Raw genomic sequence first — 26,158 nt, 5'->3', positions numbered from 1 at the left:
ACGATAACTCAATGCATATCTTAGATAGTAGCCAACGGCTACAGTGATAACATCCTTGTTAAATTGTTTATATCTGAAATAGTTCATACAGAAGACTCCTTTTTGTTAAAATTATACTATACATTCAACTTTGCAACAGAACCCTACGCAAGCGTAATGACGAATAGGCGACTAGTCACACCAAAAAACCCCCTTACTACGGCCATAGTAAGGGGGTTTGGTGCATACATGCCTGATAATCTTTGTTGATTGCATTATAACACTATAATTGGTAGGAATGCAAAGTAGTTTTATCTGTTTAGGTTATGTGAATCCAATATATTTAAAAATAGGAGTGATTATGATCAATAAAGTTAATTTACATCACAGGATTAAAATCTTTTAAAACAAATTAATGGAGTAAATCAATAATAGAATCAGATAATGAAATTTCTATTATTTTATTGATTGTAATAGCTTCAGTACATTTTTATCAACTTTAGCTTTGTATTGTGCTTTTTTCGTTCTATTCAGTAGGATTGTGGATATGTTTACTAGTAACATAATTAGATATTAAACACTATATTATTGTGTCATTTCAATTAATAATGCTTAGTTATAATAAATTCTGAAATACAGTTTCTACTTTTTTAGGACTGTCTTTGGGAGCAAGTTTTTTTACTACATTACCATCTTTAGCAATAATAAATTTTGTGAAATTCCATTTGATTTTCTTTCCATATTTCAGCTATTTGGTCATCAGTACCAGGTTTTTGTTTAGAAAATTGATTACAAGGAAATCCAAGTATAATTAGCCCTTGCTCTTTATATTTTTGGTAATATTCTTCTAATTCTTCAAATTGACCACTTAAGCCACATTTTGTGGCAGTATTAACTAATATAATAACTTTACCTTTGTAGTCATTTAAATAATACTTAATACCTACTACCATCTTTGTTAACAACTTGTATATCATAAATATTACTAGTTATTTTATAGCACTCCTTTTATAACATTGCTAATTTTAATTGATCTATAACGCCACTTGATGATCCAGGAAAAGCAAAAATCATTTGATTTAAATCTTGAGCCGTTAATTTTTGGTTTACAATGAAAGTTAATAAATTAACTAAATCTGGTGCATCATCAGCATATATAGCAGCTCCCACTAATTGTTTATCATTATTTAATACAATTGTCATTTCAGCTTCAGTTTCATTTTTATATTCAAACACCATTTGTTTACCAAAAGGAATATCTTTCACTTTATAATCATTGCTATTGTTCGCTTCATCTATAGAAACCCCAATATTACTCAATCTTGGTAGTGTATATAAGACTGAAGGTATTGCGGGATAACTAATAGGATTGTCATTCATACCTAAAATATGTGCAGCGATATAGTTAGATTCAAATGTTGCAGTAGGTGTTAATTTAGGAATTGCTTTATCTAATACATCACCACTAGCATAAATATTAGGGATATTTGTACGTAAATATTCATCTACCTGTACGCCTCGATTAGTAAAATTAACGCCAGCCTCTTCAAGTCCAATACCGTGTACATTTGGTCTACGTCCAGTAGCGTCTAGCACATAGTCAGTGGTAATCTCTAATCCTGATTCTGTTGCTACTGTATAACGATCACCTTGCTCTTTAATCGCAGTAGTATTTTCATTCATATGGAATTGAACGCCTTCTGCAGCCAATTTATCCATTAATTTAGCAACATGTGCTGAATAAAAACCTTTGAGCGGCTCATCGTCAACATGAATCATATGCGTTTCTACGCCAGATTTAATAGTTATACTAGCAAATTCAATACTAATAATGCCTACGCCTATAAATGTGATACTATTTGGCATTTGATCTAATGATAAGAAATCTCTACTATCATGCGTATATTCAGATCCTTCAATATCTAACTTATTGCTGTGTTGGCCTGTCGCAATAACTATGTTTTCCCCGTAATATTGTTCACCGTTTACTACGAGATGATGCTCATCTACTAATCTTCCTGCCCCTTCAATAATATCTATACCTTGTTGTTCAAATAAACCTTTCAAAGTATTTGCCATAGGGTCAATGATTTTATGTTTATAAGACATAAGGTTTTCCCAATTCACTGATAATGCTTCAGTATTAATTATGTTGGGATAGTGTGAAGCTTGCTCTAACACTTCATACGGATTTTCTAATAAAATTTTGGCATTACAACCATAATTCGTACATGTACCTGCTATACGATCTTTTTCAACGATAGCTACTGATTTACCTGCTTGGTTTAAAGTTAATGCGCTATGCCAAGCAGCATGTCCACTACCTAAAAATACGACATCATATTGTTTCATTTGAATCATCCTTTGTAATAGTTTTCAACGTTTCTTCTAAATTATCCATAATACTTTTGGCTTTCATATATTCATCTACATCAAATTGTGAAGAAACACATTTAGCAATAGCTTCATGTACTGCTTCTTGCTCATTTAGACCTTTTATCGTTAAAGTTATGATAAGGTTACGTTTATCGCTTTCATCTCTATTTCTTCGAACCCAGCCAGCTTGCTCAAGTCTTTTTAGTAATGGGCTTAGGGTATTACTTGCTAGATTCAACTTTTTACCAATGGATAATAAAGTTTGAGGGTTTTCTTCCCATAAGGTTAATAGCACTAGATATTGAGAAAAAGTTAAACCGAATTGACTTAATTGCTTTTCATAAAATTTGTTGAATAATTTGTTAACATTATAAGCAGAAAAGCATAGCTGATGTGTCAATTTCATTTCATCATCAATCAATTTAATCACTCCTATTCTCATTAAAGAATAATCAATCGCAAACGATTAATCAATTAAAAAAACTTGCAGTGATCAACTACAAAACGCACCCTGATTGGGAAAAAGAAGTGCAAAAATTAACAAATGGTAAAGGTGTAGAACATATTGTAGAAGTGGTCGGTGGGTCAAGTATTGCTAAATCTATAGATGCTTTAGCTTCTCAGGGGCATATATATGTTATTGGATTTCTTGAAAATATGGAAGCAAATGTTAATTTATTCGCATTACTTGCTAAACAAGCAAGAATCCAAGGTATCAATCTAGGACACCATAGAGCATTTGAAGATTTCAATAAAGATTTAGATCAAATAAATATAGATCCTGTAATTGATACGGTTTATTCATTTGACCAAGCAAAAGAAGCATATGAACATCAAATGGAAGGCGCGTTTGGTAAAATTGTTATAGATTTTAATAAATAGCCCCTATTTTCTATATTAATAATTATTTTATGTAATACTACCTTTATATAAAAGAAGGATTTTTTAATATTAAAATTGTCTAATTTATCAGGTAATATAATTCTCATAGAGCAATTAAAATGAGATAATTAATTGAGAAATTGTGTTTATGTATTTTTAAGGTACACCCTAATCATACGTATATAGCTGTTGAATTTATAGCAACTTGCCATTGCTATATGAGAATGTTTTAACTTTATAAATAAGAAAGAGAAGTACAAAAATTAGTTGTACTTCTCTTTCTTATTTATAAAGCAATTTGAATAATTGCAATAATAATTAAAATACTGATGATCCACTTTTGTACAAAACTAGGGACCTTTTTACCTAATTTTAAACCTAACGGAGCGAAAATAATACTCCCTATTATTAAAAATAACGCATCTTCTAAAGGAATGTAACCTTGTATAAGTTTAATGATAAAGGCGCCAATTGAAGATATAAAAGCAATTACTATACTATTAGCAACTACCGTATTCATTGGTAATTTGAATAAAACTAGCAATATAGGAATAATAATAAAAGCGCCGCCTGCTCCAACTATACCTGAAATAATACCAACGAAAAGACCAACCATAACTAATAATGGTTTGTTAAAGGAAGACTGATTTAAATTCGGTTTTACGTTAATAAACATTAAAATTAATGCGATTAAAGCAATGATAATATATATTGCATTTACAAATTCAGCATTAAATAAATTTGCTAGGAGTGCGCCTAACATGCTCCCTGTAATCATACCTCCACTCATATAAATAACTAATGGTGGGGAGAATTCGGTTTTTTTTCGCGCTTTTAATGACCCAGTTAAAGTACTGAAAAAGACTTGACTGGAAGTAAGTCCTGAAGCGATGTATGCACTGTATGCAGGAACACCAAATAGTGGTGGTAATAATAAAATAGCTGGATAAATAATGATAGAACCACCGATACCTACTAGACCCGAAATAAATCCTCCGAATACCCCAATAAGTAACATCATAATAACAGTTGAAATATCCATTATTTACTTTTTACCAATAAGTTAACGGCTTCATTAATCAATTCTTCAGAATTTTCACCATTATCCTCTGCTGTCTTTACACATTCTATTAAATTTTCACTAATGATAATCCCCATCAAACGTTGGATTGAACTTTTTGATGCACTGATTTGAGTAATGACATCTTTACAATCTTTTTCTTCTTCCATCATTTTAATAACTCCATTGAGTTGACCTTGTATTCTATTAATACGATTAATCATTTTTTTATCATAATGCATAGTTATTTCCTCCACTTTTAATTGAATAAAGTCATAATAATAGATAGAACCAAAAATGTCAAATACCCCATTGGGTATTTGACACGCTATAAACAATCAGTTAATATACCCCTATAGGTATTTATTAGGAGGATATTATAAAACAATATAACGAAAAGCATATCAACAAATTCAGTAAACAAGAATTAGAAAAATTAGGTGCACAAGGTCAACTGATTGACGTAAGAACAGAAGAAGAATATGAGCTAGCACACATAAATGGTGCGACATTACATCCTGTAGATAAGATTGAATCGTTTAATAAAGATAAAAACACAACCTATTTTGTACACTGTAAAAGTGGTGCCAGAAGTACTAAAGCGAGCGAGTATTTAGCTGAACAAGGCTACGATATCGTTAATTTAGACGGTGGCTATAAAGCATATGAAGCAAAAAACGAAGATAATAATACATTAGAAGAAAATACAAATGTAGAAATTAAAGCAGAGCGTAAACAACTTAACTATAGTGGTCTTCAATGTCCAGGTCCAATTGTAAACATCAGTAAAGAAATGAAAAATATTGAAGTAGGCGAGCAAATTGAAGTTACAGTGACTGACCCTGGTTTCCTTAGCGACATTAAAAGCTGGGTGAAACAAACAGGACATACGTTAGTTGAATTGGATGAAAGTAACAATGGAATTAATGCTATCATTCAAAAAGAAAAACCAAAAGACTTACAAGTGAATCATACTGCTAAAGGTACGACAATTGTACTATTTAGTGGAGAGTTAGACAAAGCAGTGGCAGCAATGATTATTGCTAATGGCGCTAGAGCTGCAGGAAGAGATGTAACTATCTTCTTTACTTTTTGGGGACTTAACGCGTTGAAAAAAGAGCAAACAGTTAACGTTAAAAAGAAAGGCATTGCAAAAATGTTTGATTTGATGTTGCCGAAAACACCTTTACGCATGCCACTTTCTAAAATGAATATGTTTGGTTTAGGTAATATCATGATGCGCTATGTAATGAAGAAGAAAAATGTTGATTCATTACCATCGCTTATCAATCAAGCTATCGAACAAGATATCAAATTAATTGCTTGCACGATGAGCATGGATGTTATGGGCATTCAGAAAGAAGAGCTCAGAGACGAAGTTGAGTACGGGGGCGTAGGTACTTATATTGGTGATACAGAAAATGCGAATCATAATTTATTCATCTAATTAAATCTATTAAAAAAGGAGTTTCAACATGTTTTTTAAACAATTTTACGATAATCATTTATCTCAAGCATCTTATTTAGTTGGCTGTCAACGTACAGGAGAGGCGATAGTAATTGATCCTGTTCGTGATTTAACAAAATATATGGAAGTTTCAGATAACGAAGGGTTTAAAATTACACAAGCTGCAGAAACACATATTCACGCTGATTTTGCTTCTGGAATTCGGGACGTGCAAGAACGTTTAAACGCCAATATATATGTATCTGGCGAAGGTGATGATCAATTCAGTTATAAAAATATGCCGGAACATACAAATTTTGTTAAAAATCAAGATATTATTCAAGTAGGTAATATTAAATTAGAAGTCTTGCATACACCTGGTCATACCCCGGAGAGTATTAGTTTCTTACTCACGGATGAAGGTGGCGGCTCAAGTGTTCCAATGGGTTTATTTAGTGGTGACTTTATTTTTGTTGGTGATATCGGTAGACCTGATTTACTAGAAAAATCAGTACAAATGGAAGGTACTACAGAGATTGGTGCAAAACAGATGTACCAATCTATAGAAGGTGTTAAAAATTTACCAGATTATATTCAAATATGGCCTGGACACGGTGCTGGAAGTCCTTGTGGTAAAGCATTAGGTGCCATACCAATGTCTACGCTAGGTTACGAAAAAATTAATAACTGGGCATTTAATGTAACAGATGAATCTAAATTTGTTGAAACATTAACATCAAATCAACCAGCGCCACCCCATCACTTTGCACAGATGAAAAAAATTAATCAGTTTGGTATGAACATGTATCAACCATACGACGTTTTTCCTAGTTTAGATAATGCAAGAATAGCTTTTGATCTTCGTAGTAAAGAAGCCTTTCATGGTGGTCATACTGAAGGTACAATCAATATTCCTTACAACCAAAACTTCATTAACCAAATCGGTTGGTATTTAGACTATGAAAATAGTATAGATTTAATTGGTGATAAATCTACCGTTGAACAAGCAGCGCATACTTTACAATTAATTGGCTTTGATAATGTAGCAGGTTATCGTTTACCAAAATCAGAAACTTTAACCCAATCCATCCATAGCGTTGATATGACTGGTAAAGAAGAATATATACTTGACGTACGTAATGAAGAAGAGTGGAATAATGGGCACTTAGATCAAGCAGTCAATATTCCGCATGGTAAATTATTAAATGAAAATATTCCATTTAATAAAGAGGATAAAATATACGTACATTGTCAGTCAGGTGTTAGAAGTTCAATCGCCGTGGGTATCTTAGAAAACAAAGGATTTGAAAATGTCGTAAATATTAGAGAAGGCTATCAAGATTTTCCAGAATCATTAAAATAATTTAAGAGTGTACAGAAAACAACTGTTTTCTGTACACTCTTTCTTCATAATCCAAAATCTATGAATATCAGTATATAATATGTTCAAAAACTCAACGTTTTTAACTTTAAAGATTTTATCTACTTTTTATTCGTCTATATAATAAGAAATAAAATTATTGTTGTAAAAATGATAATTTTATTAAATATCATCAAATAATCCACCAATATCTATTTCTTTTTCGATTATTTTTCTAATTATATCCGGAAGGCTATATTTTTCAAAATCCTCATCATCTTCAAGTAAATAACTATTATATTCTTTACTTAAAATGCTTACAATAGGTTTTATATCACCAGTTTTCCTATCTTTTACAAAGAAAACAATCGAAAAATCTGATAATAATGTAGTGTCATTTTCATCTAACCAAGAATAGTACTCATATTGAATAAAAGCTATAAAAAGTTTAACATCCTTATTTGAATTTATTATAGTATCATAATAATTCAAAATACTAGTGGAATTAAGAGGCAAGATTTCTTTTGAATACTTAGAAGACCATTCATAATCTTCTATATTATCAACTATTTTTAAAACTTTTTTAAAATACCCATGTCTATCCATTCTCATCACTTCTTTCTTTGACTCTATCAATTTTTTTAATCAACATATTTAATTTTTTACTACATTCATTTTGTAATTGTTTATCAGCCTTCTCAAGATTCAGTTTACTTTTAGATAAATCAATATAAGATTCTATCTTAATTAATTCGTCATTGATTTCTTTAAAAAGGTCTGCATTGTTTGATAAGTAAATTTTGTCGTTTTTTCTTATTTCATCATAATAATCTGAAAAAATAGCAAATTGCTTTTTCCAAATTTTGTGAGTAAAATTTTTATCGCTAAGCATAAGACTATCAATAAAATTCAACGCACTGATTAATGAAGAAAGATTTTTATCACTATTCATTATTTTAGCTTCTTTTCTCTTATAGACTATTATGTAATCAAACAAAATCACAGTAATGACCAAACTATATACTCCAAAAGAATAATTAAAAATAAGATTAAAATCATTTTTTATAAACCAATATAAAATTAATGTAATTAAAAAAGGAAAAAGTATTATACCTATTAAAGCTATTAGAACACTTCGAAACCTGGAAAATATGAATATAATCAAATCTATATTTGTTTTAAAATACATATTCATTATCACCTCTAATTACTTTCTATATTTTCAGTCATAAAATTTGTCAAATCAATATATTTACTTCTACCTAAGGTTTTAATACTCCTCTTTAATGTCATTTTCAGTTATCACTTCCCCCTTTGATAAATAATCTGAAATTACTTGAAAAACTTAGTTAACATAATCGATGATTATAAGAAGATATATATAAATCTAATGTCTCTTTATAATGACTAATATGAAAGTGTTTTTTAATATCAAACTTTAATATTAAAAATTCAAAAAGAGAAATTTCACCAATTACCTAAAGCGTTTTTTATTAATCCTAAATACACTAACTCATCTAATGATGCAAAATAACTTGGTCATTACTAAGAGATTGCTTAGGCTTATCTATAAGAAATAATTAGATAGAAGAAAAATCCAAGACAATGATTTTGCCTTGAATTTATTGTTACATTATAACCATTTAATTCTTACTCTTTATTTAATATTTTCATTCCACTTTACTTACAGATAAAACTAGCAAATGTAGTTATCCTTTTGAAAATCTATGGTCTCATATTAAAATTATAAACGATTAATTACTTCAAACCTTACCAATTAGCAATCTAAAAGATGCTATTCTTACTTATAGGGCTATGTCTCTGCGTAAGACTTCTCGATATTTCGTTACGCACTGTTTTTGAAAGAAGGGGCATAATGAAGTCACACAACCCGACGGCTTATTTTAGTGGTATTTTTATATGTTTAGCAATGTCTTAAGAGTCACACCTTTAACTTTATCATGATTTTATATCGATCCAAAACCTACGAATACACTTGCCATTAGCTTCTTGATATGACGTTCCTTCTAGACCTCCAGCATTTTGAATCACTTTCGCAGAACCAATATTATCCTCATCACAAGTTACAAGAACCCTTTGAATACCCAGTTTCTGACAAATTTTTAAGGACTCTAATAAAATTTTTGTCGCATAGCCTTTTCTACGAAATGAAGGTGCAACACCATATCCAATATGTCCGCCTCTTTTCAAAAAATCTTCCGTTAACTCATGTCGTATATTTGCAGCACCAATAATCACATTATCTTCTATATAGAAATACGTTGAATTTTTCATCCAATCCTCGTTAGATTCTTGATATTGCCAATCACTCAACATCTCTTCAAAATTCAAATAGCGATTAAATCTAGTAGAGAATGGAACAATTTTATCGGTATGTTTCCAATCATCCCAATAATTTAAAAATGCTTGTTTATCTTCTATAGTTAATTTACGAAACGTCATCATCTCAACACTCCCTATTTGATGTTATTAATAAACCAGTCTAATATTGTATATCTAAATTTTTATTCTAACTCACTGTGATGATCAGACAAAAAAAGACTGCAACTCATAGTTTCAGCCTCTTTATATTTGTGTTTTTAATATCACAAGATATTTCTGTCATTCAACTCTATCATTCTTTTACCACATGGTTCTTAATGGCATCTATTATTTTCGGCCACTCTTTTGTATGAAATTCATGACCGCTTCCTTCTAATGCTAGCATTTCCGAATTTGGAATTTCATTTTTTAACGCGAGTCCATGTTCATAAGGTAGCACGAGATCGTCTGTTCCATGTACGATTAAAGTAGGCACTTGTATAGCTTTAATTTTATCGTTGTAATAATCATCGCCTGTTAAACTTGCATGGTTAAACATACTTATTAAATTATTCGCACGGTCAAATTCTTCTCGTGCTTGTTTTCGTATACGTTGCTCCTCGTATCCATACTTCGATCCAGAAAGTAATTTGCCACCTTCTACTAAATATTTCTCTACTTCCTCTTTATTTGACCAATCAACGTTTTGCCCTTGAGCATGATGTTCTAATATTCTTGAGTCCATTGGTGGTAAGTCTAAACTACTATTTTCTCCACCAAACAAAGAGGTAGAAAGCAACGTCAAACTTAAGACACGGTCGGGATAATGATGTGTCAGTACTTGAGCAATCATACCTCCTAAAGACATGCCCATAACATTTGCTTTATCAATATGATAACTATTCAAGACATTAATGCCATCATTAGCCATATCCTTGACTGAATAATTCGATTTGCCAAGTTCATACACCGTTGAACGCCCAACATCCCTATTATCATAACGAATGACAAACATGCCCTTGTCCGCCAGTTGTTCACAAAACGCTGTATCCCAATACACCATCGATTGCGTAGCACCATTGATTAATAATAGTGCTGGATTTGAAGGGCTACTGAAAGATTCTGTGCAAATCTGAACACCATTTGTTTCAATTATTTGCTCACCCATATGTCTTCCTCCTAAAAATTCGATTGTTATACTTTTATGCTCGTGAAATTATGATTGCCCCAAATATTTATTGTAATAATTGTATTACGATATCATCATCAGTATACCCAGATAAAAAAAGTTCAATCTGTACGCGTTTATCAGATACATCCTAAACTTATCAATTTAACCGCTAGTTATGATTCATCCCGTGAATTTTACTATCTAACACCTTTTTCCAATAATTTTCACGTTCCAAAATTGTATCTACTTTTGATTTGGTATCAAATATTTCTAAAATTGAGTATTGGAAGTGATTGATAATATGTTCTGAGCCCTTTTCTTCTAATATTGATAAAAATTCTTTATTGCCACCTGTCAAGTTTACTAAATTTGCATAATTAGACCATCTTTGCCATATACCATCTGTATTTCCAGAAGCCGAACCAATATAGAGCTGTCCATTATTTAAATCAGTAATAACATAGACGCCTTTCACATAACTTAAAGCTTCTTTCCAACTTGGTTCATTATGTTGAATGATTTGTTGTAAATCTTTATGTTTTAAACATACATTTTGGTACCCGTTAAAGTGACCTAACTTTACATTTGGTGCTATTTCATAAACCTCAGGATTCAATTGCTCCTGTATGCTATTATATTTTCTGTTATAAACATCTCTACCAATTGGTTTTTCAATTTTTATAATTAGTCGCTTAATGTACGCACTATAATCATCTAACAAAGTTAAGTTATAACCTACTTCATTGAATACTTCAGGCTGCTTTGTCTCTATTTTATAAATGCCACCAAATATAAAATACTGTGGACCATAAGGATAATATTGTGCGAATGCAATTAAATAATCTGCATGATTAAGATTATTATTCGGTTGCTTTGTCTTCCATGCATTCATATTTATCCATTCTTCACTATCTTCCAATAAAAAGTCCCATGCACGTTTATTAATATCTGATGCATTCATATTAAACTTTATCTTTGTTCTGCTATCATCTGGAACTGTTATAAAATCTGTTAATTTTATCATTTATATCACCTATTCTATTTTTTTAACACATTAAAAAAGCAAGGCTCATATTTGCCTTGCTTTAAGTATGGACAATTCAACTTAAGTGAATGCTGTTATACTTTTTAGTTTCTTACTTCACATCAACAACTTTAAATTCTTGGCATACTAAATCCATATCAATTGAAAATTTTAAATTATATGAACTTAACTCCTTACGGAAGAATCTTTCATGCTCATTATACCAATACTCATAGCTTAAATCACCTTCTCCTTCTAAAGCAGCAAATGCTTCCGTAACTTCATTCATCGGTGTGATACTAACTTTTGTGAATTGTATAATACATAATGGTTCACTTTTACCATTTAAAATAATCCCATACTGTCCTACTGCTGGTAAATCTTCTCCATCTATATCATGTAAACATTTTGCTGAACAAGTTGCTCTTTTCACACCTTGAACAACCAATTCTCCTAAGTCATTGCCCATTGCTTCTGAGCCATCTCCAAACATCCATGCTTCAGGCTGACTTTGCGATAACTTATGCTTCTTTTGAAATTGTTCCCAATACGTTTTTACACTTTCCATTATTATCCCCTTTCTATTTGAAACCTAGACAAAAATGATATTTCAAAAAATCAAATTCCTTTAACTTTCACGTATACATATTGATATATCTTTTCTAAAGCATACTTAATATTCTCTCTACTTTCAAATGTATATGAGAAGTAAAAAATACGGTTATAAACTGATGTCTATAACCGTACTTTTATTTTTATCATTTTGTATCCATTATCTTCCTTCTTTGCGTTCTCTTTCTTTTAGTACATAGCTTAGTAAGTCTAACATAAGACGTGCGGCAGTCTGACCTGTCATGCCCGTTGGATCATACATCGGCGCCACTTCAACTAAATCAAAGCCCACGACTTCATTATGTTTTGCTACGGCTTTTAATAATTCATTTACTTCATCATACAGTAAGCCACCTGGAGATGGTGTTCCTGTCCCTGGAGCAATCGAAGGATCTATGCCATCGATATCAATCGTGATATAGAGTTTTTCACCTTCTGGGATACGTGCAGCTAACGCTTCTGCGCCTTGTTCACGCATTTGTTTGGGTGACAATATAGTTGCACCATAATCACGTGCAGCATCAACATCTTCTTTTAAACTACTGCTGATGCCACGGATACCGTATTGATAGATATTTTTCACGTGATCCATTTCAGATAATCGTCTAATACAACTACCATGACCATATCGTTGTCCTGAACGATGATCCGCCCAATCTAAATGGGCATCAATTTGTAATACATGGAATGGTCCTAACTCTTCAAGACCTTTACCAGTAGCTGCTGTAATGGAATGGTCTCCACCGATAATGACTGGCATCACACCTTTATTCACAATGCGTCGTAATGTTGCTTCAGTATTATCATGACTTTGCATAAGGTCCCCATGGACGATATCGACGTCGCCTACATCAAAGACTTTCCACTTAGGCCCTAAATAAGTGATGTCATTTTCAATATCATACGCACCATCCAAGCCAAAGCTATATAATGTAGAATCTTCTCTGACACCTCTAGGACCCATGCGTGCACCTGATTTCCATTGTGTTCCCATATCATTCGGTACACCAATCACTGCTACATCTGCATTGAGTTCCTTCAATTTGTCAATATCGTCACATACGGGGTATTTACCAAACGTACAAATTCCGGTAAATGGTAAATTTAATGTTTGTTTTTCTTCTGGATTCATCATAATAAAATACCTCCATTTATTTAAAAGTTTAGATACAATTAGGCTTCAAAGACTTTTCATACATGGTTGCAATTAAGATAGCGATTGAAATGATGCCAAAAGCTAATGGGGTTAACATACCTAAGGCACCTGCTAAATGTTCATTGTGAAACAATTCCACAAATGAACTATATACCGCAGTAGAAATCGCAATACCAAAGGAATAACCTAACGAACTCGCCATTTTATAAATACCTGAGCCGATACCTACTTTATCGTCACTCACATTAACTAATAGTGTATCTAGTGACGGTGTTGCGTATAAACCAATACCAATACCTGCAATTAAAAATCCGATAAACACTACAATGATGTAGGGTAAATTAGGTAAAAATGTAAAAGCCCCAAAACTCATACCAACGCTGGCAATAATAATTGAAATAAACATTGGTTTATATGGTCCAATCTTTTGTAATAAGCGCTCACCTACACGAATCATTAATAACAAGGCTACAATATTACCTAATGTTAATAACCCTGTTTCAAATGCTGTAAAGCCTCTCCCAACTTGAATATAAGTATTCGCTACAACGATTGTACCTGCGATACCATTTTGTAAAAAATTCGTTAGTACCGCACCGGTAAATGGTTTGGACTGAAATAATTCAAAATCTATAAACTGATGTTTTCTCGTTCTTTCAAAAAAGATAAATGCAAACGTTAATACGATAGACGCTATAAACAAAGCAACTATAGGGAAGCTTAACCATCCTAAGTCTTGCCCTTGGGTAACAATAATATTAATCACTAATAGTGTTACAACGAAAATTGAAAAACCAATGATATCAAATTTCTCTTTATTCACTTTAGCTACTTTTGTTTCTTCAATATTTTTCAGTAAAAACATTGCAATAACTGCAATCACAATCGACAGTACAAATATCATTCGCCAGTCAAAGTAAGTTGCGATTAAACCACCAACAAATGTCGTTATACCACCACCACCCCAAGAACCAAAGGACCAATAACTCAAAGCCCGTTGACGTTCACTTTCTTGAAAGGTAGTTTTTATCAAGGCTAATGTGGCAGGCATAACAAGCGCTGCTGATAATCCTTGTAGTACTCTGGCAACAATGAGTAACACCGGTTCTGTTGCTACAATGACAAGCAATGAACCAACGATACTTATCACTAAGCCAACATACGTCATTTTCTTTCTCCCAAGCCTATCAGCAATACCGCCACCAACGACAATAAATAAGCCACAAAACAGCGAGGTTAAACTTGTGGAAATATTTAAGATACCTGATGACACTTTGAGATCTTTTTGCATTGTCGGTATGATATTAATCATTGATTGTGCAAACAGCCAAAACGTTAATATTGCTAAAACCATGCCTAAAATATACAAATCTATTTGTCTTTTAGCTTTCATGGCAATCCTCCTTTGATTTGAAGGTTCCTTCAAATTAATTGAAGTTTAGCACCATGATTATCATTCGGCAAACCGATTTCTGAATAGTCTGATATTTTTGGCTTTTATAATTCACTAACAAAACAGGATAACATCAAGGTTTAGTTACATTATTTTGCGATAATATGTCAGCAGTTATAAAATTTATTTATATGCTTATAAAAGTACTTAACTTACAACAGAAAAAAGCATTAAGTAGCTCAAGGTTACTTAATGCTTGGACTTATTCTACGTCAAAATAAGTTTTACAAAATGCGATAAAATGCTTGATATCCGTATTCATCGTTTCTTCTCTATAGAATAACCATGTGTTCCTCATAATATCCTCACCATTTTTAAATTTTAAATCTTTCATATAAAATTGGTCATCTTCTACAATGCAAGACTTAGGAACAATGGCATAGCCCATCCCTTTTTCAACAAATTTTTTACAGATTTCAATTTTATCAGTTTGGCAGATATTTCTTGGGTACGTATCGTAACGTTCATTCCACCAGTCGTTGCTTAATTTCGTAATAGAATTTTCTAATTCAATATAGGTATTAAAATTTTGATGTGATTTATAAACAATGCGGTATTCTTTTGGCAATTGCTTCAAATTGATTGGTTTATTACTAATTATAGTTAACGGATCTTGTTTCAACAACATTTTTTTGCCGTACCAATCGTAGTCTCCTGTTAAAATACCAACATCCAAATCATTGTTTTCCAACTGCTCTAAAATTTCTACACTCCAACCACTCGTCATAGCAATATAAATATCTGAATATGCTTCATAGTACTGTTTCATTAATTCTGGCATCGTATATATAGCAAAATTAGTATTCGCTCCTAATTTCATGTTCCCTTTGAGTCCTTCTCGCAGTTCGTTAATATGCGACTTTAAGTTTTGAATTTCAAATAGCACTTTGTTTGAAAATTGAACGAGATATTCACCCTCTGGCGTGAATTTAAATTGATTCCCTACTTTTTCTATAATTTTAATCCCAAAATCTTTCTCAATTTTCTTCAATCTATATGATAATAACGGTTGAGACATAAACAAACGTTTCGCAGCCTTAGTAAAACTTTGTTCCTGATTGAGCATCGCTAAAATTTTATAATCTTCTTCTTGCATCATAAATCCCCCTTATTTAAGCCACTCATATTCATTTTACACTAGAATATTTTATTGAAGAAGAATTTAAGAAAAAGTACCAACAGCAGGAGCAACGGATCTTTAATCTTTTTCATCTTAGGCGGTATGTGCTCAGTATTTGCATAAAATAAAACACTTCATTAAATTCATGTTATATGAATTCGACGAAGTGTTTTTTCTATTTATAATAAAATGCTAGCTAATATAGGAGCAACAACTACAACAATAACACCTACAATGACTAGTGAAATAGATGCCATGGATGCTTCAGTTTCACCAAATTCCTGTGCAGATGAAACACCTAATGAATGACCACTCGTGCCAAGTGCCAAACCACGTGCAATCGGGTTGGTTATATTAAATAGTTTAATTAATTTAGAGCCTAAAGCATATATAATAACACCATTTAAAATAACTGCTAGTGATGTTAATTCTTTGATACCACCGATATCTGCTGATACGGGTAATGCAATGGCAGTTGTTGCACCTTGAGGTAACATAGACGCTACAACACCATTAGAAAATTGGAATGCTTCTGCGATAAGAGAAATACAAACAAGTGCAGCAGTTGTACCGAAAGTGATACCACCTATGATTTGTTTCCAATATTTTTTTAAGACCTCACGACGTTTATATAAAGGTATAGCAAAACATATTGTTGCTGGTTCTAAGAAGAAATTGATGATATCTCCACCAATTTTATAATTTGCATAGTCAATACCTGTTAATTTTAAAAATACGATGCCGACCACCATAGTGAAAAATAATGGTGTGAATAAGAAAAAGCCTTTTGTTTTTTTAAATAAATAAGTTGCAATGATAAATGGTATTAGAGATAGAAGCATACCAAAATAAGGTGTGTTGATCGCTAAATGTTCAATCATAATTTATCCTCCACCAATTTTTTATGTTTTGATTTTTTCGGAATAAAGGATTTTGTAATAATCATCTGAGATAAAAATCCTGTACATAACAACAAGAGTAATGTTGAAATGATGATTAACAATATAATTAGGATTGGGCTAGTGCTTAAAACTCCTAATGAATTAATGACTGAGACACCTGCGGGTACGAATAAGAAACCAATATTATTCGTTAAGGTTGTACCTACCTTTTCAACCTCACCAAGTTTAACAATACCAGTACATAAAGCAATAAATAATAGGACGAGTCCAATCACTGAAGCTGGCATTGGTACCGGCATAAAACTTTCGATAATATTTGAAATAAACATAATAATAGCTATAACAAGTGCTTGATGGAAAAAGTTATATGTTTTAGAACTTTTATTTTCTGTGTTCTGTTGTTTATTTTCTACTTCCATTTTAAATTGCCTCCCAAATTGATCTTGAGTCAATTATAAAATGAAAGCGATTACTATAGTGTGGTTTTAATGTGACTTACGACACGTAGGAGCTGAAATGCATTAATTGAAATGTGACTATCAAGATAAGCCCATCATCTGTTTAAAGGCCTTCATATACGAACGGCTAACTTGGAATTTTAATTGGTTTGTCATTGTAAGTTGATATGTGTAATTGAACCAATGCTCAATCGTTTGTATATGCGCTTTATTAATTAGTGTCGAGCGATGAATGCGCATGAATTTTTGCGTTACAATTTTCTTTTCGTAATGGCTCAAAGGTTCTGACGTTTCAAAATCTCCAAGTGTTGTATTTATGGTTGTAATACCGTTATTAACTGAAATTGCGATAATATCATTTAAATTAATAATATGAATGCGTTCATCTACCTCTATAGGTAATACTTTACTGGGCTTTGCATCTTCTTGACTATTTTCATTACTTGTTGAAGGTGTTAAATCAAGATTATTCTGTTGTTCACTCGTTTGTCCAATGGCAAGTTCGACTTTGTGAATTGCTTGGGCAATACGTTGTTGTTCAAATGGCTTAAGAATATAATCAATGGCATCTAATTCAAAAGCCTTAACAGCAAATGTATCATGTGCTGTCGCAAAGACGATAAATGGAGCATGTTTCATTTTCTTTATTTTGTTCGCAAGGTCAAGGCCACTTTCATCCATTAAATTAATATCAAGAAAAATAACATTATAATCATCGCAAAGTAATAATTCTAACGTCTCAGAAACATTTTCAGCTTCATCAATTTTTTCAAAATGACGAATTTGATTTAGCAAATAAGATAGTTCATTCCGTGCTAAGGGTTCATCATCTACAATAATGGATTTCAAAATTATTCCTCCTCTATATTATGGTACGGGATTGTGGAACTCACAGTTGTACCGTGTTGATTAGATAGAATGTGAAGACTTGCATCATGACCAAACAGCCCTTCTAACCTGTGATTTAAGTTTTCTAGCGCACTTCCAGTACCAGATTCTGAATAAACACTGGTTTTGCCAATTTTATTAAGTTTTTCAGTAGGAATACCGTAGCCATTGTCAGTTACAGAAATCACAAGGCCAGTTTGAAATTTGTGTGCTTTGACAATAATTTCATTATTATTTTTTCTGTTTTTAAAAGCATGTTTGATAGCATTTTCAACAAGTATTTGTATCGCAAAGGGTGGAACCAGTGCACCATAACAACTTTCATCAATATCAAAAGATACATTAAATCGGTCTGGGTATCGTGCTTGCTCTAAAGATAAATAAGATTCAACTTGTTGCAATTCATTTTCTAAAGAAATGGTGTTGTTGCGCGCGCCTTGTAAATTTGATCGGAAAAATTGACTAAGTTGTAAGAGTAACTCACGTGCTTTTTCACTATCAATGCGTACTAACGCTGAAATAGTATTAATTGCGTTAAAGAAAAAATGCGGATTCACTTGTGCTTGTAATGATTTAATTTCAGCATCACGTATTAGTGCGCTTTGCGCTTCTGCTTGACCTAATTCAAGTTGGCTTGAAAAGATTTCTGCAAGTCCTGTTGCTAACTGTTTATCAGAAACGTTCACATCATATTTGTTAGTAAAATATAATTTCAATGTACCCACAACATCATTTTTCACTCGTAAAGGTACAACAATAGCTGCTTCTAAAGGACACCCTGGGTGATTACAACCTATGTCTTCACTCGAATATGCTTCTTTTAAAGTACCAGATTGAATAGCACGTTTAGATAAATTAGTAATAATGGCTTTTTGTGCAACATGATGGTCACTTGCTACACCAACGTGGGTCAAAATATCTTTACGATTAGTAATAGCAACTGCAGATACACGCATTAAATCAAGGATAATCTCAGCAGCTTTTTTCGCTGATTGCTCATTCAAACCAGAACGGAAATAAGGTAATGTTTGATTAGCAAGTTGTAAGACATCGTGTGTTTGTATCGCTCGAGTTTTTTCTTCTTGTTTAATGGTAGATAAAATAATAGATAAGAATATGGCAGTACCGATAGAATTTATAGAGATCATTGGAATTGCTATGAGTTTAACTAATATCCAAGCATGATCAGTGTTATTGGAAAAAGTGAGAATACACAGCATTTGAATAATTTCTGTAGTGCCTCCAATTAAAGCACCTTTGACAATGGTAGGATAACGTTTAGCTCGCATGGCCTTATAACCAAAGTAACCAGAAACGATTGCTATGACAATAGAAGAAATCAAATAGATATATGCATCTGCACCACCAATGTAAACACGATATATACCTGAAATTAAAGCAACTGCTAAAGCTACAAACGGTCCACCGATAAGCCCAGATACACCTATAGTCAAGACTCGTGTATTGGCTAAAGAGGCCTCGGGATCAAGATGGTTATAAATTGTGCCATTAATAATTTCATCACCACGTATTTGTATACCTGTGAAGTTTGAAATCATGGAAAAGCAACCAAAAATAATAATTAATTGCCATTGTGAACGTCGCTTTTCACGCTCGTTCATCATTGTTTTAAAATGATTGATGTTCATTAAAATATAGGCAATCAAAATGATTAAACCTACACGTTCAAGTAGAAGTATAAATAAATTTAACATAACGTATCCTTATAATTTTTATTAGCTAGAGCTATATATCAATAACTAAAATATATTGTGTAAATTCATTCTTAGACATATAAAAGCACAAATCATATTTATCATAATATCAAGAATTACCACATATAATTGTATCGAACATTGACTTATCCGAAAAGAAATATATGATGATGCCAGTATCACAACTTTACTAAATTAGGGTTTCAACTATGGATATATATAATTGTCATTAGTAAAAAGTTAACTCACAACATCATTGTATAGTCCTTCTACCATATTTGTTATTTTTTCACATAAATCATTAAAAAAATAAAGACCATATAAAATAGTCTTTATTTTGCAATACAATATTATTTTTCATCGTCCATTGAATTATGCAATACATTTAGTACTAGGCCACTCACTGGTACGAATGTTTTACGTTTTGTAGATTCTGTAATCACTGAAGTTAAATCTTTATAAATTGCATCTAATGTTCCGTTATTTTTATATTCAATGACTATGCCATTCCATAAAATACTCATATTCTTGAGTTTCTGCTTCAAATTCCTTAGATCTTATTTCAAAATGGTGTTTGGTATAAAAACGCATAGCTCCTTGATTTTTCTCATATACATGTAGGTTAAGTGCATTATAATCTTTTTTTAATCTTTCCAGAATTAACCTTCCTATACCTTTATTGCGGTAATTTTCTATAATAAAAATACCTGCAATGTATTGTTCATATAAGCCAGCAAATCCAACAATTTGGTTATCAGCATAGTACACATAAATTGTTGAATCTGGGAACATTGTTTTTACTTTAGTAAAGTTATCAACCCAATAGTCACGTTTTATAAAGTCATGCGCATCTAAATTGGAGTTCAACCATATATATGAAATCTTTTCTATTAACTCAGAATCCATATTTTCTAATTTTTTAATCATAACATCACCCCTAACACAATATAATTAAATTTCATCTATGATAGCAGACTTAATCCATTTATTAAATGCTAACTTTATAATAATTCCGAATTACTATGATTTATTTTGTATATCATGGTTTTTAATCCCTTAATATGACGCTGTTAATTTAAAAATGAGCTGATACTCATTATAAGTATCAGCTCAGGTAATGGGATATTCTACTACTTTAATATTGTTATACGAAGATCATGATTTTCTTTCTCTGAACATTAAAGTTAATGTTTTTACTTATTGTTATTGTTCTTCTCCAACTACTGTAAAACGTTCGTTTTTATGTTGTGCATTTTCAACTTCGTCTATAATTGCAATTGCAAAGTCAGCATAACTAATATAACTATTACCCTTTGAGTTAACTAATAGATTATCTTTACCTGCTTGATAACTACCTGTTCTGGCACCTTCTGCATTAAAGTCAGCAGATGGGCTCACGAATGTCCAAGTTATATCTTGTGCCGCTTCTAAATCTTGTAAATTTCTGCCTTGGCCTGTTGCTGTTGGTACAAATATTTCAGGAAATTCTGGTGTCTCAATCAATTTAGTTGTTTGTGCTTCATCTACATATAAGCTACCAGCGCCACCTACGATAATTGCTCTTGTATTTGTGCCTTTTAATGCTTCAATTAATGCACGACCTGCTGTTACATGTGCTTCTTCTTCACCAAGTGGTGCACCAAAAGCATTTACTACTACATCTAAATCTTTTAAGTCTTCTGAAGTAATATCATATATTTCTTTTTCTATGACGTTTACATTTTTATTTGATACTTTTGCAGCATTTCTAACAATTGCCGTTACATCATGACCTCTGCCAATCGCTTCTTCTAATACAAGACTACCTACTTTACCAGTTGCTCCAATAATTCCAATTTTCATAATAAATTCCTCCTAATTTTGTAATTATAAAATATTTAAAACTAATACTAATAGCGACAAGACACCTATAATAAATGGTAAGCGTACATCTTTAATGCTTTCACCTGATTTTATTCTTACTATAACAGCTCCAAGCATTAATATCGCAATCCATGTCCCACTAAAAATGCCAACAACAGTTCGAGTTATACCTATTAACATTGTTATACCACCAATAAGTTGAATAATGCCAGTTACATACATAAACCAAATGGGCATATTTAGTTTTCTGAATTTTTCTTTTGCATTTTGACTTCCACTCAGATTCGTTAATGCTAAAATTGTAAAAATTAACCCAAGTATGAATTGAATGACGGTTGTTATCATTGATTAACCCGCTTCCTAACAAGAAGTGCCATCAAGACCACATTGCAAACCTTCAGTAATATTGTCTCGAACTTTATTACGCTCTACTTCTATGACCTTTTTAAATGTTTCTTTATCAACAACACCATTAATTCTTTCTTCACCAATAATAAAAGTTGGGACACCTGTAATGTTCGCTTCTCTATTAGCATATTCTAGTGCTTGCATTCTCATAGGACTATATTTTCTTGAAACTAAAGCTTCTTTAAACTCAACTTCATCTAATCCAACCTCTTTAGCTAGTTGAGCCAAAACCTCTATTTCTCCAATATTTTGATCTTCTTGGAAAAATGCTTCATAAACACTATTATTGTAGTCATTCTCTTTACCATGCTCTTGTGCAAAATAAAAGCCTTCGTGTGCTAAATCGGTATACGGATGTGGAGAAACATTTGGTAATTTCATGTTTACATCCCACTCTTCTATTCGTGGGTTAATCACTTGTTGCCAGAGTGCTAATTTCGATGAATCATTGATAGGATCTAGTTGCTCTAATGGTTTTGGTCTTAACTCAAATGTTTTCCATTCTATTGATACATCTGCATTAGTTTCTTTTATTGCTTTTTCAAGTTGATCCTTACCAATAAAACAAAACGGGCACACATAATCAGAATAAATACTTACTTTCAATGACATAATCATATCTCCTTTCAATAAAGTTGAGTAAGGTGGTTACTGCATTTTTCATAAAATTTATCGAATACATTTAGTTGTAATTGTAATGGTTACAGTTACATGTTGGTTATACGGATAAAATTATCCGTTATTCACTAGAATTTTATTAACAATATTGTCTAGTGTTACACTTTTTAATACCGCTTCCATGGCATCCTGAGCATTTTCTAAAATAACTTCCAACACAATTTGAATATTTGCACCAACCGTACAATTGATATTAGTATCTTCATGTATTTGGAACAGATGTCCTTGTTCAACAACTTCCACAGCTTTATAAACATCAAACAATGTAATCTCATCTAGTGATTTCAATAACCTAACGCCTGAGTTACCACGTGACACTTCAATAAAACCAGCATCTTTAAGTTTCCCCATCAATCTTCGAATAACTACAGGATTCGTATTAACACTTTCTGCGATTTGACTTGATGTTAAAGTATATTCTTTTTCTATCTTTAATAAAGCTAATATATGAACAGCTACGGTAAAACGACTGCTTATTTTCATTATTAACCACCTCGTGTAACCATTATAGTTACAACTTTAGTTACAGTCAATAGAATTGTATTGAGTATTTTAAGTTACATATGATATGCTCCTCCCTATCAGTGATTTTACTAAACCTTTTATATTGCTTAAAAAAATAGGCAAGTTAGTATTTAAATAACTCACCTATATGTTTGTAAGGATATTCATTTGATTCAAAATTTGTATTATTTTAATTCTAAACTAATATTAAATGATAGCTTTCTATTTACAATGGATTTATCAGCGCCTTGTCTAGTTCCTCTATTTTTATGAGAGGCTTTATATTCCTGAGACGCTTGCCAATGCTTGTATGCTGCTTCGTCATGCCAAAACGTAATAATAACATAATGTTCATGTGTACGATGTGGCTTTAAAAACAATAGATTTTCAAATCCTTTAGTATTCCTTAAGTGCTTATCTCTATTTAAGAAAATACGTTCAAAGTCTTCCTCTAGACCAGGATTAACATATAGATGATTTAAAACTGCATAACCATATTGTGGCAAATCATTAATTTGTTCTAATATAGTATATTTATATGCGACATTAAATCTATTAATAGTTACCTCATTATTATTTGCGTCTAAATAAATACGATGCATTTCATTGTTCAACAAATAAATCACTCCTTTTTAATGACTGACATGTCACAATTGCTTAAATTTATCCATAACATAAGCTCTACTATCTTTATGATTAACAATAGCCTCTGGATAATCTTTTCCAATTTCAATATGATAAAGTTCTTGTAACTTACTCTTATATTTAGTTGGATCATGAATATACTTACTAATCACATCATTAAATATTTCTAGTTGTGTTTTAATAAAATAACCTTGCGCATCGAAACGCTCACTTTGACGTATAGGATTAAACATTCTGAAATAAGGCACTGCGTCCGTCCCAGTTGATGCTGACCATTGCCAACCATGTACATTAGATGCATTATCATAATCTATCAAATACTGTCTAAAGTAGTCCTCACCCCAAGTCCAATCAATAAATAAATTTTTCGTTAAAAATTGAGATACGACCATTCTCAAACGATTATGCATATATCCTGTACGATTTAGTTTCTTCATTGCGGCATCAACGATTGGAAAGCCAGTTTGGCCTTTTCTCCATACTTCAAAATGCGCTTTATTATAAGACCATTCCATACTTCGATACTTTTCAGAAAAGGATTTAGTTGCAGTTTCTGGATATTGTGTCATTAATACATAATAAAATTCACGGAATATAACTTCTCTTATAAAAGCTTCATAATTTGTTTCATCACTATCGTAACCTTCAAGTAAATCATTTATAATTTCACGAATATCGAGTAGTCCATAGGCTAAAGATCTACCTAATCCACTTACAAAATCTTGGGTTACATCGTCAGTCAATTTATCATAACGAACTATGTGACCATTTAAAAAATCATCCCAAGCTTTACGTGCTAACTTTTCTGCATCTTTACTGTTTGTGAATTTTAGATCACTTTGATTTAAACCCTTTTCCGCAATTTGAGCCAACTGCTTAACTTGATAACTTTTCTTAGGGGTACGTACTAAATCTTGACGATTTGCTTTATAAAAACTGGTAAACACTTTATAAGGCTGTTGTTGTTTATTAAAAGTCTTTGTTGGTTCAAAATAATGATTCACACGTTGTCCAATTACTGTAACTCGATGGTTTTCAAAAGCTTGTTTTACATGAGGATAGTCATATATTTCCTTGTGATAACTCATAATATCTTTTGCTACTAATACGTGAGATAACGCCAATGTTTCTGCTAATTCACCTAGCTTTTCATATGTGACAATATAAGGTTGTATATCATGCTTATCTAACGCATTTACAAATCCTTTTACAACTTTATGGTGATAGTCACGTTTTACTTCTGATGCGTCAGTTAAATCTTCTAAAGGTAAGATAAAATACAATTTATTTATCTCATTTTGATGCTTCACTATATATTGAAAAAGTGGATTATCTTTCGTTCTAAAAACTCTGTTAAGTATGACTCCTAAATGCATTTTATTGCCTCCCAGCTTGTTTCATACAAATTCACTTTATAATTGTCCTTTAACTTAAGATTGTGTTTTCAATCATATACCCGTTTTAACTTTTGTATAATTCACTAAAAAATAAAATAAATTTTAATACCTTACATATTATAGGCAACTTCAGGGTATATTATTATCAGAGGTGATTAAATTATGAATAACGAACAATTACAAAATGAAATTGAAAATATATTAAATACATCAAAAATAGGTGTCCTATCTACTGCACATAACAATACACCTAATAGTAGATACATGGTATTTTATAATGATGGACACACACTTTATACTAAGACAAGTATTGAGTCTAAAAAAATTGCTGAATTTAAAGATAATCCCAAAGCTCACGTACTCATAGGTTACGATGAAACGAATAATCGTAGCTTTCTAGAAATTGATGCGTATGTTGAAATACTAAAAGATCAAGAGACTATTGACTGGATTTGGGACAAACAAGATAAGTCCTTTTTTGACTCTAAAGCTGATCCAAACTTGTGTGTGATTAAAATATCTCCTAAATCCATAAAGATTATGAACGATAAAAAATTAGACACACCTCAAACCATCACGTTTGATTAGTTAAAAAGGCGAGCCTGGGACATAAATAGATGTCTCAGACTCGTTTTCAATTTGGCAGTAGGTGACTGAATTGAAAATGCGATTATATCAAGCTTTTTTCAATCCTAGTCACCCTTGCCGGGGTGGGACTACGAAATTTATATTAGAAAA

30 protein-coding genes and 2 pseudogenes are annotated in these 26,158 nt (G+C 31.8%); 5 read left to right on the top strand and 27 right to left on the bottom strand.

The genetic code is table 11. The annotated features are described in order from the left end of the window. The 4 genes and pseudogenes from JVU85_RS07485 to JVU85_RS07470 all read right to left on the bottom strand — a co-directional run. Positions 1-87: pseudogene (locus JVU85_RS07485) on the bottom strand (IS6 family transposase); the annotation flags it as partial. Between the two features lie 587 nt (positions 88-674). Continuing rightward, positions 675-932: a hypothetical protein gene (locus JVU85_RS07480; protein ID WP_411769064.1), complete on the bottom strand. Its 258-nt coding sequence runs from the start codon at positions 930-932 to the stop codon at positions 675-677. Between the two features lie 55 nt (positions 933-987). After that, on the bottom strand, positions 988-2,331 hold the full coding sequence (locus tag JVU85_RS07475; RefSeq protein WP_167868205.1) for a dihydrolipoyl dehydrogenase family protein: 1,344 nt from the start codon (positions 2,329-2,331) through the stop codon (positions 988-990). Then, a complete protein-coding gene (locus JVU85_RS07470) occupies positions 2,318-2,776 on the bottom strand; it encodes a MarR family winged helix-turn-helix transcriptional regulator (protein WP_115353122.1) in 459 nt (152 codons plus the stop codon). The genes JVU85_RS07475 and JVU85_RS07470 overlap by 14 nt, the downstream gene beginning before the upstream one ends. Before the next feature lie 68 nt (positions 2,777-2,844). On the opposite strand from JVU85_RS07470, the gene JVU85_RS07465 reads away from it, so the two are divergent. Then, on the top strand, positions 2,845-3,237 hold the full coding sequence (locus JVU85_RS07465) for a zinc-binding dehydrogenase (protein WP_232191133.1): 393 nt from the start codon (positions 2,845-2,847) through the stop codon (positions 3,235-3,237). Between the two features lie 286 nt (positions 3,238-3,523). Here the strand turns inward: JVU85_RS07465 and JVU85_RS07460 are convergent, their stop codons facing one another. After that, on the bottom strand, positions 3,524-4,279 hold the full coding sequence (locus JVU85_RS07460) for a sulfite exporter TauE/SafE family protein (protein WP_204172253.1): 756 nt from the start codon (positions 4,277-4,279) through the stop codon (positions 3,524-3,526). After that, positions 4,279-4,539: a persulfide-sensing transcriptional repressor CstR gene (gene cstR, locus JVU85_RS07455; protein WP_012816717.1), complete on the bottom strand. Its 261-nt coding sequence runs from the start codon at positions 4,537-4,539 to the stop codon at positions 4,279-4,281. Before cstR ends, JVU85_RS07460 begins: the two co-directional genes overlap by 1 nt. Positions 4,540-4,676: 137 nt before the next feature. Between cstR and cstA the strand changes: the two genes are divergently transcribed. Both cstA and cstB read left to right on the top strand, forming a co-directional pair. After that, entirely contained in the window at positions 4,677-5,744 is a 1,068-nt protein-coding gene (gene cstA, locus JVU85_RS07450) for a persulfide response sulfurtransferase CstA (protein WP_204172254.1), read from the top strand. A gap of 28 nt (positions 5,745-5,772) precedes the next feature. Continuing rightward, positions 5,773-7,107 (top strand): persulfide dioxygenase-sulfurtransferase CstB, encoded by a 1,335-nt coding sequence (gene cstB, locus JVU85_RS07445; RefSeq protein ID WP_204172252.1) that lies wholly within the window; start codon positions 5,773-5,775, stop codon positions 7,105-7,107. Positions 7,108-7,287: 180 nt separating this feature from the next. Here cstB and JVU85_RS07440 read toward each other — a convergent pair whose 3' ends face one another. After that, complete coding sequence (locus tag JVU85_RS07440) at positions 7,288-7,710, bottom strand: hypothetical protein (RefSeq protein WP_204172251.1); 423 nt, start codon at positions 7,708-7,710, stop codon at positions 7,288-7,290. Continuing rightward, positions 7,703-8,293 carry a hypothetical protein gene (locus JVU85_RS07435; protein WP_204172250.1) on the bottom strand — a complete coding sequence of 197 codons (591 nt, stop codon included), beginning with the start codon at positions 8,291-8,293 and terminating at the stop codon, positions 7,703-7,705. Before JVU85_RS07435 ends, JVU85_RS07440 begins: the two co-directional genes overlap by 8 nt. A gap of 239 nt (positions 8,294-8,532) precedes the next feature. On the opposite strand from JVU85_RS07435, the pseudogene JVU85_RS14100 reads away from it, so the two are divergent. Beyond that, a pseudogene (locus tag JVU85_RS14100) lies at positions 8,533-8,685 on the top strand (replication initiator protein A); the annotation flags it as partial. Positions 8,686-9,063: 378 nt separating this feature from the next. Here the strand turns inward: JVU85_RS14100 and JVU85_RS07430 are convergent. The 19 genes from JVU85_RS07430 to JVU85_RS07340 form a co-directional block, all read right to left on the bottom strand. Further along, positions 9,064-9,567, bottom strand: coding sequence for a GNAT family N-acetyltransferase (locus tag JVU85_RS07430; RefSeq protein ID WP_204172248.1), 504 nt, complete (start codon positions 9,565-9,567; stop codon positions 9,064-9,066). A 172-nt stretch (positions 9,568-9,739) separates the two neighbouring features. After that, the gene (gene mle, locus JVU85_RS07425) at positions 9,740-10,594 is read right to left on the bottom strand and encodes an alpha/beta fold macrolide esterase (protein ID WP_204172247.1); all 855 of its coding nucleotides are present in this window, start codon (positions 10,592-10,594) and stop codon (positions 9,740-9,742) included. A 172-nt stretch (positions 10,595-10,766) separates the two neighbouring features. Beyond that, positions 10,767-11,621, bottom strand: coding sequence for a GIY-YIG nuclease family protein (locus tag JVU85_RS07420; protein ID WP_204172246.1), 855 nt, complete (start codon positions 11,619-11,621; stop codon positions 10,767-10,769). A gap of 112 nt (positions 11,622-11,733) precedes the next feature. Then, the gene (locus JVU85_RS07415; protein ID WP_204172245.1) at positions 11,734-12,189 is read right to left on the bottom strand and encodes an ASCH domain-containing protein; all 456 of its coding nucleotides are present in this window, start codon (positions 12,187-12,189) and stop codon (positions 11,734-11,736) included. A gap of 204 nt (positions 12,190-12,393) precedes the next feature. Continuing rightward, positions 12,394-13,368, bottom strand: coding sequence for an agmatinase (speB, locus tag JVU85_RS07410; RefSeq protein WP_204172244.1), 975 nt, complete (start codon positions 13,366-13,368; stop codon positions 12,394-12,396). Positions 13,369-13,396: 28 nt separating this feature from the next. Next, positions 13,397-14,788, bottom strand: a complete 1,392-nt coding sequence (locus tag JVU85_RS07405; protein WP_394371093.1) for an MFS transporter — start codon at positions 14,786-14,788, stop codon at positions 13,397-13,399. Positions 14,789-15,044: 256 nt separating this feature from the next. Then, positions 15,045-15,938, bottom strand: coding sequence for a LysR family transcriptional regulator (locus JVU85_RS07400; protein ID WP_193325230.1), 894 nt, complete (start codon positions 15,936-15,938; stop codon positions 15,045-15,047). Between the two features lie 203 nt (positions 15,939-16,141). Then, positions 16,142-16,843, bottom strand: coding sequence for an antiholin-like protein LrgB (lrgB, locus tag JVU85_RS07395; RefSeq protein ID WP_103388335.1), 702 nt, complete (start codon positions 16,841-16,843; stop codon positions 16,142-16,144). Continuing rightward, a complete protein-coding gene (lrgA, locus tag JVU85_RS07390; protein ID WP_103388336.1) occupies positions 16,840-17,283 on the bottom strand; it encodes an antiholin-like murein hydrolase modulator LrgA in 444 nt (147 codons plus the stop codon). The genes lrgB and lrgA overlap by 4 nt, the downstream gene beginning before the upstream one ends. A 120-nt stretch (positions 17,284-17,403) precedes the next feature. Next, positions 17,404-18,171 (bottom strand): response regulator transcription factor LytR, encoded by a 768-nt coding sequence (locus JVU85_RS07385; protein ID WP_204172242.1) that lies wholly within the window; start codon positions 18,169-18,171, stop codon positions 17,404-17,406. A 2-nt stretch (positions 18,172-18,173) separates the two neighbouring features. Further along, complete coding sequence (locus JVU85_RS07380; protein ID WP_103388338.1) at positions 18,174-19,925, bottom strand: sensor histidine kinase; 1,752 nt, start codon at positions 19,923-19,925, stop codon at positions 18,174-18,176. A gap of 350 nt (positions 19,926-20,275) precedes the next feature. Further along, positions 20,276-20,449 carry a hypothetical protein gene (locus JVU85_RS07375; RefSeq protein ID WP_021459566.1) on the bottom strand — a complete coding sequence of 58 codons (174 nt, stop codon included), beginning with the start codon at positions 20,447-20,449 and terminating at the stop codon, positions 20,276-20,278. Continuing rightward, positions 20,418-20,852 (bottom strand): GNAT family N-acetyltransferase, encoded by a 435-nt coding sequence (locus tag JVU85_RS07370; RefSeq protein WP_103388339.1) that lies wholly within the window; start codon positions 20,850-20,852, stop codon positions 20,418-20,420. Before JVU85_RS07370 ends, JVU85_RS07375 begins: the two co-directional genes overlap by 32 nt. 276 nt (positions 20,853-21,128) lie before the next feature. After that, positions 21,129-21,767, bottom strand: coding sequence for an NAD(P)-dependent oxidoreductase (locus tag JVU85_RS07365; protein ID WP_002510653.1), 639 nt, complete (start codon positions 21,765-21,767; stop codon positions 21,129-21,131). Positions 21,768-21,791: 24 nt separating this feature from the next. Continuing rightward, positions 21,792-22,133, bottom strand: coding sequence for a DoxX family protein (locus tag JVU85_RS07360; protein WP_204172241.1), 342 nt, complete (start codon positions 22,131-22,133; stop codon positions 21,792-21,794). Positions 22,134-22,148: 15 nt separating this feature from the next. Then, positions 22,149-22,808, bottom strand: a complete 660-nt coding sequence (locus tag JVU85_RS07355) for a DsbA family oxidoreductase (RefSeq protein ID WP_204172239.1) — start codon at positions 22,806-22,808, stop codon at positions 22,149-22,151. Positions 22,809-22,928: 120 nt separating this feature from the next. Next, complete coding sequence (locus tag JVU85_RS07350; protein WP_103388341.1) at positions 22,929-23,357, bottom strand: Rrf2 family transcriptional regulator; 429 nt, start codon at positions 23,355-23,357, stop codon at positions 22,929-22,931. Between the two features lie 206 nt (positions 23,358-23,563). After that, a complete protein-coding gene (locus tag JVU85_RS07345) occupies positions 23,564-23,995 on the bottom strand; it encodes an antibiotic biosynthesis monooxygenase family protein (protein WP_204172238.1) in 432 nt (143 codons plus the stop codon). 30 nt (positions 23,996-24,025) lie between these two features. Further along, positions 24,026-25,399, bottom strand: a complete 1,374-nt coding sequence (locus JVU85_RS07340) for a cryptochrome/photolyase family protein (protein WP_204172237.1) — start codon at positions 25,397-25,399, stop codon at positions 24,026-24,028. Between the two features lie 183 nt (positions 25,400-25,582). On the opposite strand from JVU85_RS07340, the gene JVU85_RS07335 reads away from it, so the two are divergent. After that, positions 25,583-26,008: a pyridoxamine 5'-phosphate oxidase family protein gene (locus tag JVU85_RS07335; RefSeq protein WP_204172236.1), complete on the top strand. Its 426-nt coding sequence runs from the start codon at positions 25,583-25,585 to the stop codon at positions 26,006-26,008. The last annotated feature ends 150 nt before the right edge of the window (positions 26,009-26,158 follow it).

Source organism: Staphylococcus sp. GDY8P72P (genome assembly GCF_016890655.1).
Classification (GTDB): Bacteria; Bacillota; Bacilli; order Staphylococcales; family Staphylococcaceae; genus Staphylococcus; species Staphylococcus arlettae.
Note: the sequence above shows the minus strand (reverse complement) of the source record. Positions and strands in the feature narration are given on the sequence as shown.

Coding starts and splice junctions, on each gene's coding strand:
- JVU85_RS07480 (WP_411769064.1), bottom strand. CDS start 932: ATGGTAGTAGGTATTAAGTATTATTTAAATGACTACAAAGGTAAAGTT.
- JVU85_RS07475 (WP_167868205.1), bottom strand. CDS start 2,331: ATGAAACAATATGATGTCGTATTTTTAGGTAGTGGACATGCTGCTTGG.
- JVU85_RS07460 (WP_204172253.1), bottom strand. CDS start 4,279: ATGGATATTTCAACTGTTATTATGATGTTACTTATTGGGGTATTCGGA.
- cstR (WP_012816717.1), bottom strand. CDS start 4,539: ATGCATTATGATAAAAAAATGATTAATCGTATTAATAGAATACAAGGT.
- cstB (WP_204172252.1), top strand. CDS start 5,773: ATGTTTTTTAAACAATTTTACGATAATCATTTATCTCAAGCATCTTAT.
- JVU85_RS07440 (WP_204172251.1), bottom strand. CDS start 7,710: ATGGATAGACATGGGTATTTTAAAAAAGTTTTAAAAATAGTTGATAAT.
- JVU85_RS07435 (WP_204172250.1), bottom strand. CDS start 8,293: ATGTATTTTAAAACAAATATAGATTTGATTATATTCATATTTTCCAGG.
- JVU85_RS07430 (WP_204172248.1), bottom strand. CDS start 9,567: ATGACGTTTCGTAAATTAACTATAGAAGATAAACAAGCATTTTTAAAT.
- mle (WP_204172247.1), bottom strand. CDS start 10,594: ATGGGTGAGCAAATAATTGAAACAAATGGTGTTCAGATTTGCACAGAA.
- JVU85_RS07420 (WP_204172246.1), bottom strand. CDS start 11,621: ATGATAAAATTAACAGATTTTATAACAGTTCCAGATGATAGCAGAACA.
- JVU85_RS07415 (WP_204172245.1), bottom strand. CDS start 12,189: ATGGAAAGTGTAAAAACGTATTGGGAACAATTTCAAAAGAAGCATAAG.
- speB (WP_204172244.1), bottom strand. CDS start 13,368: ATGATGAATCCAGAAGAAAAACAAACATTAAATTTACCATTTACCGGA.
- JVU85_RS07400 (WP_193325230.1), bottom strand. CDS start 15,938: ATGCAAGAAGAAGATTATAAAATTTTAGCGATGCTCAATCAGGAACAA.
- lrgB (WP_103388335.1), bottom strand. CDS start 16,843: ATGATTGAACATTTAGCGATCAACACACCTTATTTTGGTATGCTTCTA.
- lrgA (WP_103388336.1), bottom strand. CDS start 17,283: ATGGAAGTAGAAAATAAACAACAGAACACAGAAAATAAAAGTTCTAAA.
- JVU85_RS07380 (WP_103388338.1), bottom strand. CDS start 19,925: ATGTTAAATTTATTTATACTTCTACTTGAACGTGTAGGTTTAATCATT.
- JVU85_RS07375 (WP_021459566.1), bottom strand. CDS start 20,449: ATGAGTATTTTATGGAATGGCATAGTCATTGAATATAAAAATAACGGA.
- JVU85_RS07370 (WP_103388339.1), bottom strand. CDS start 20,852: ATGATTAAAAAATTAGAAAATATGGATTCTGAGTTAATAGAAAAGATT.
- JVU85_RS07365 (WP_002510653.1), bottom strand. CDS start 21,767: ATGAAAATTGGAATTATTGGAGCAACTGGTAAAGTAGGTAGTCTTGTA.
- JVU85_RS07360 (WP_204172241.1), bottom strand. CDS start 22,133: ATGATAACAACCGTCATTCAATTCATACTTGGGTTAATTTTTACAATT.
- JVU85_RS07355 (WP_204172239.1), bottom strand. CDS start 22,808: ATGTCATTGAAAGTAAGTATTTATTCTGATTATGTGTGCCCGTTTTGT.
- JVU85_RS07350 (WP_103388341.1), bottom strand. CDS start 23,357: ATGAAAATAAGCAGTCGTTTTACCGTAGCTGTTCATATATTAGCTTTA.
- JVU85_RS07340 (WP_204172237.1), bottom strand. CDS start 25,399: ATGCATTTAGGAGTCATACTTAACAGAGTTTTTAGAACGAAAGATAAT.
- JVU85_RS07335 (WP_204172236.1), top strand. CDS start 25,583: ATGAATAACGAACAATTACAAAATGAAATTGAAAATATATTAAATACA.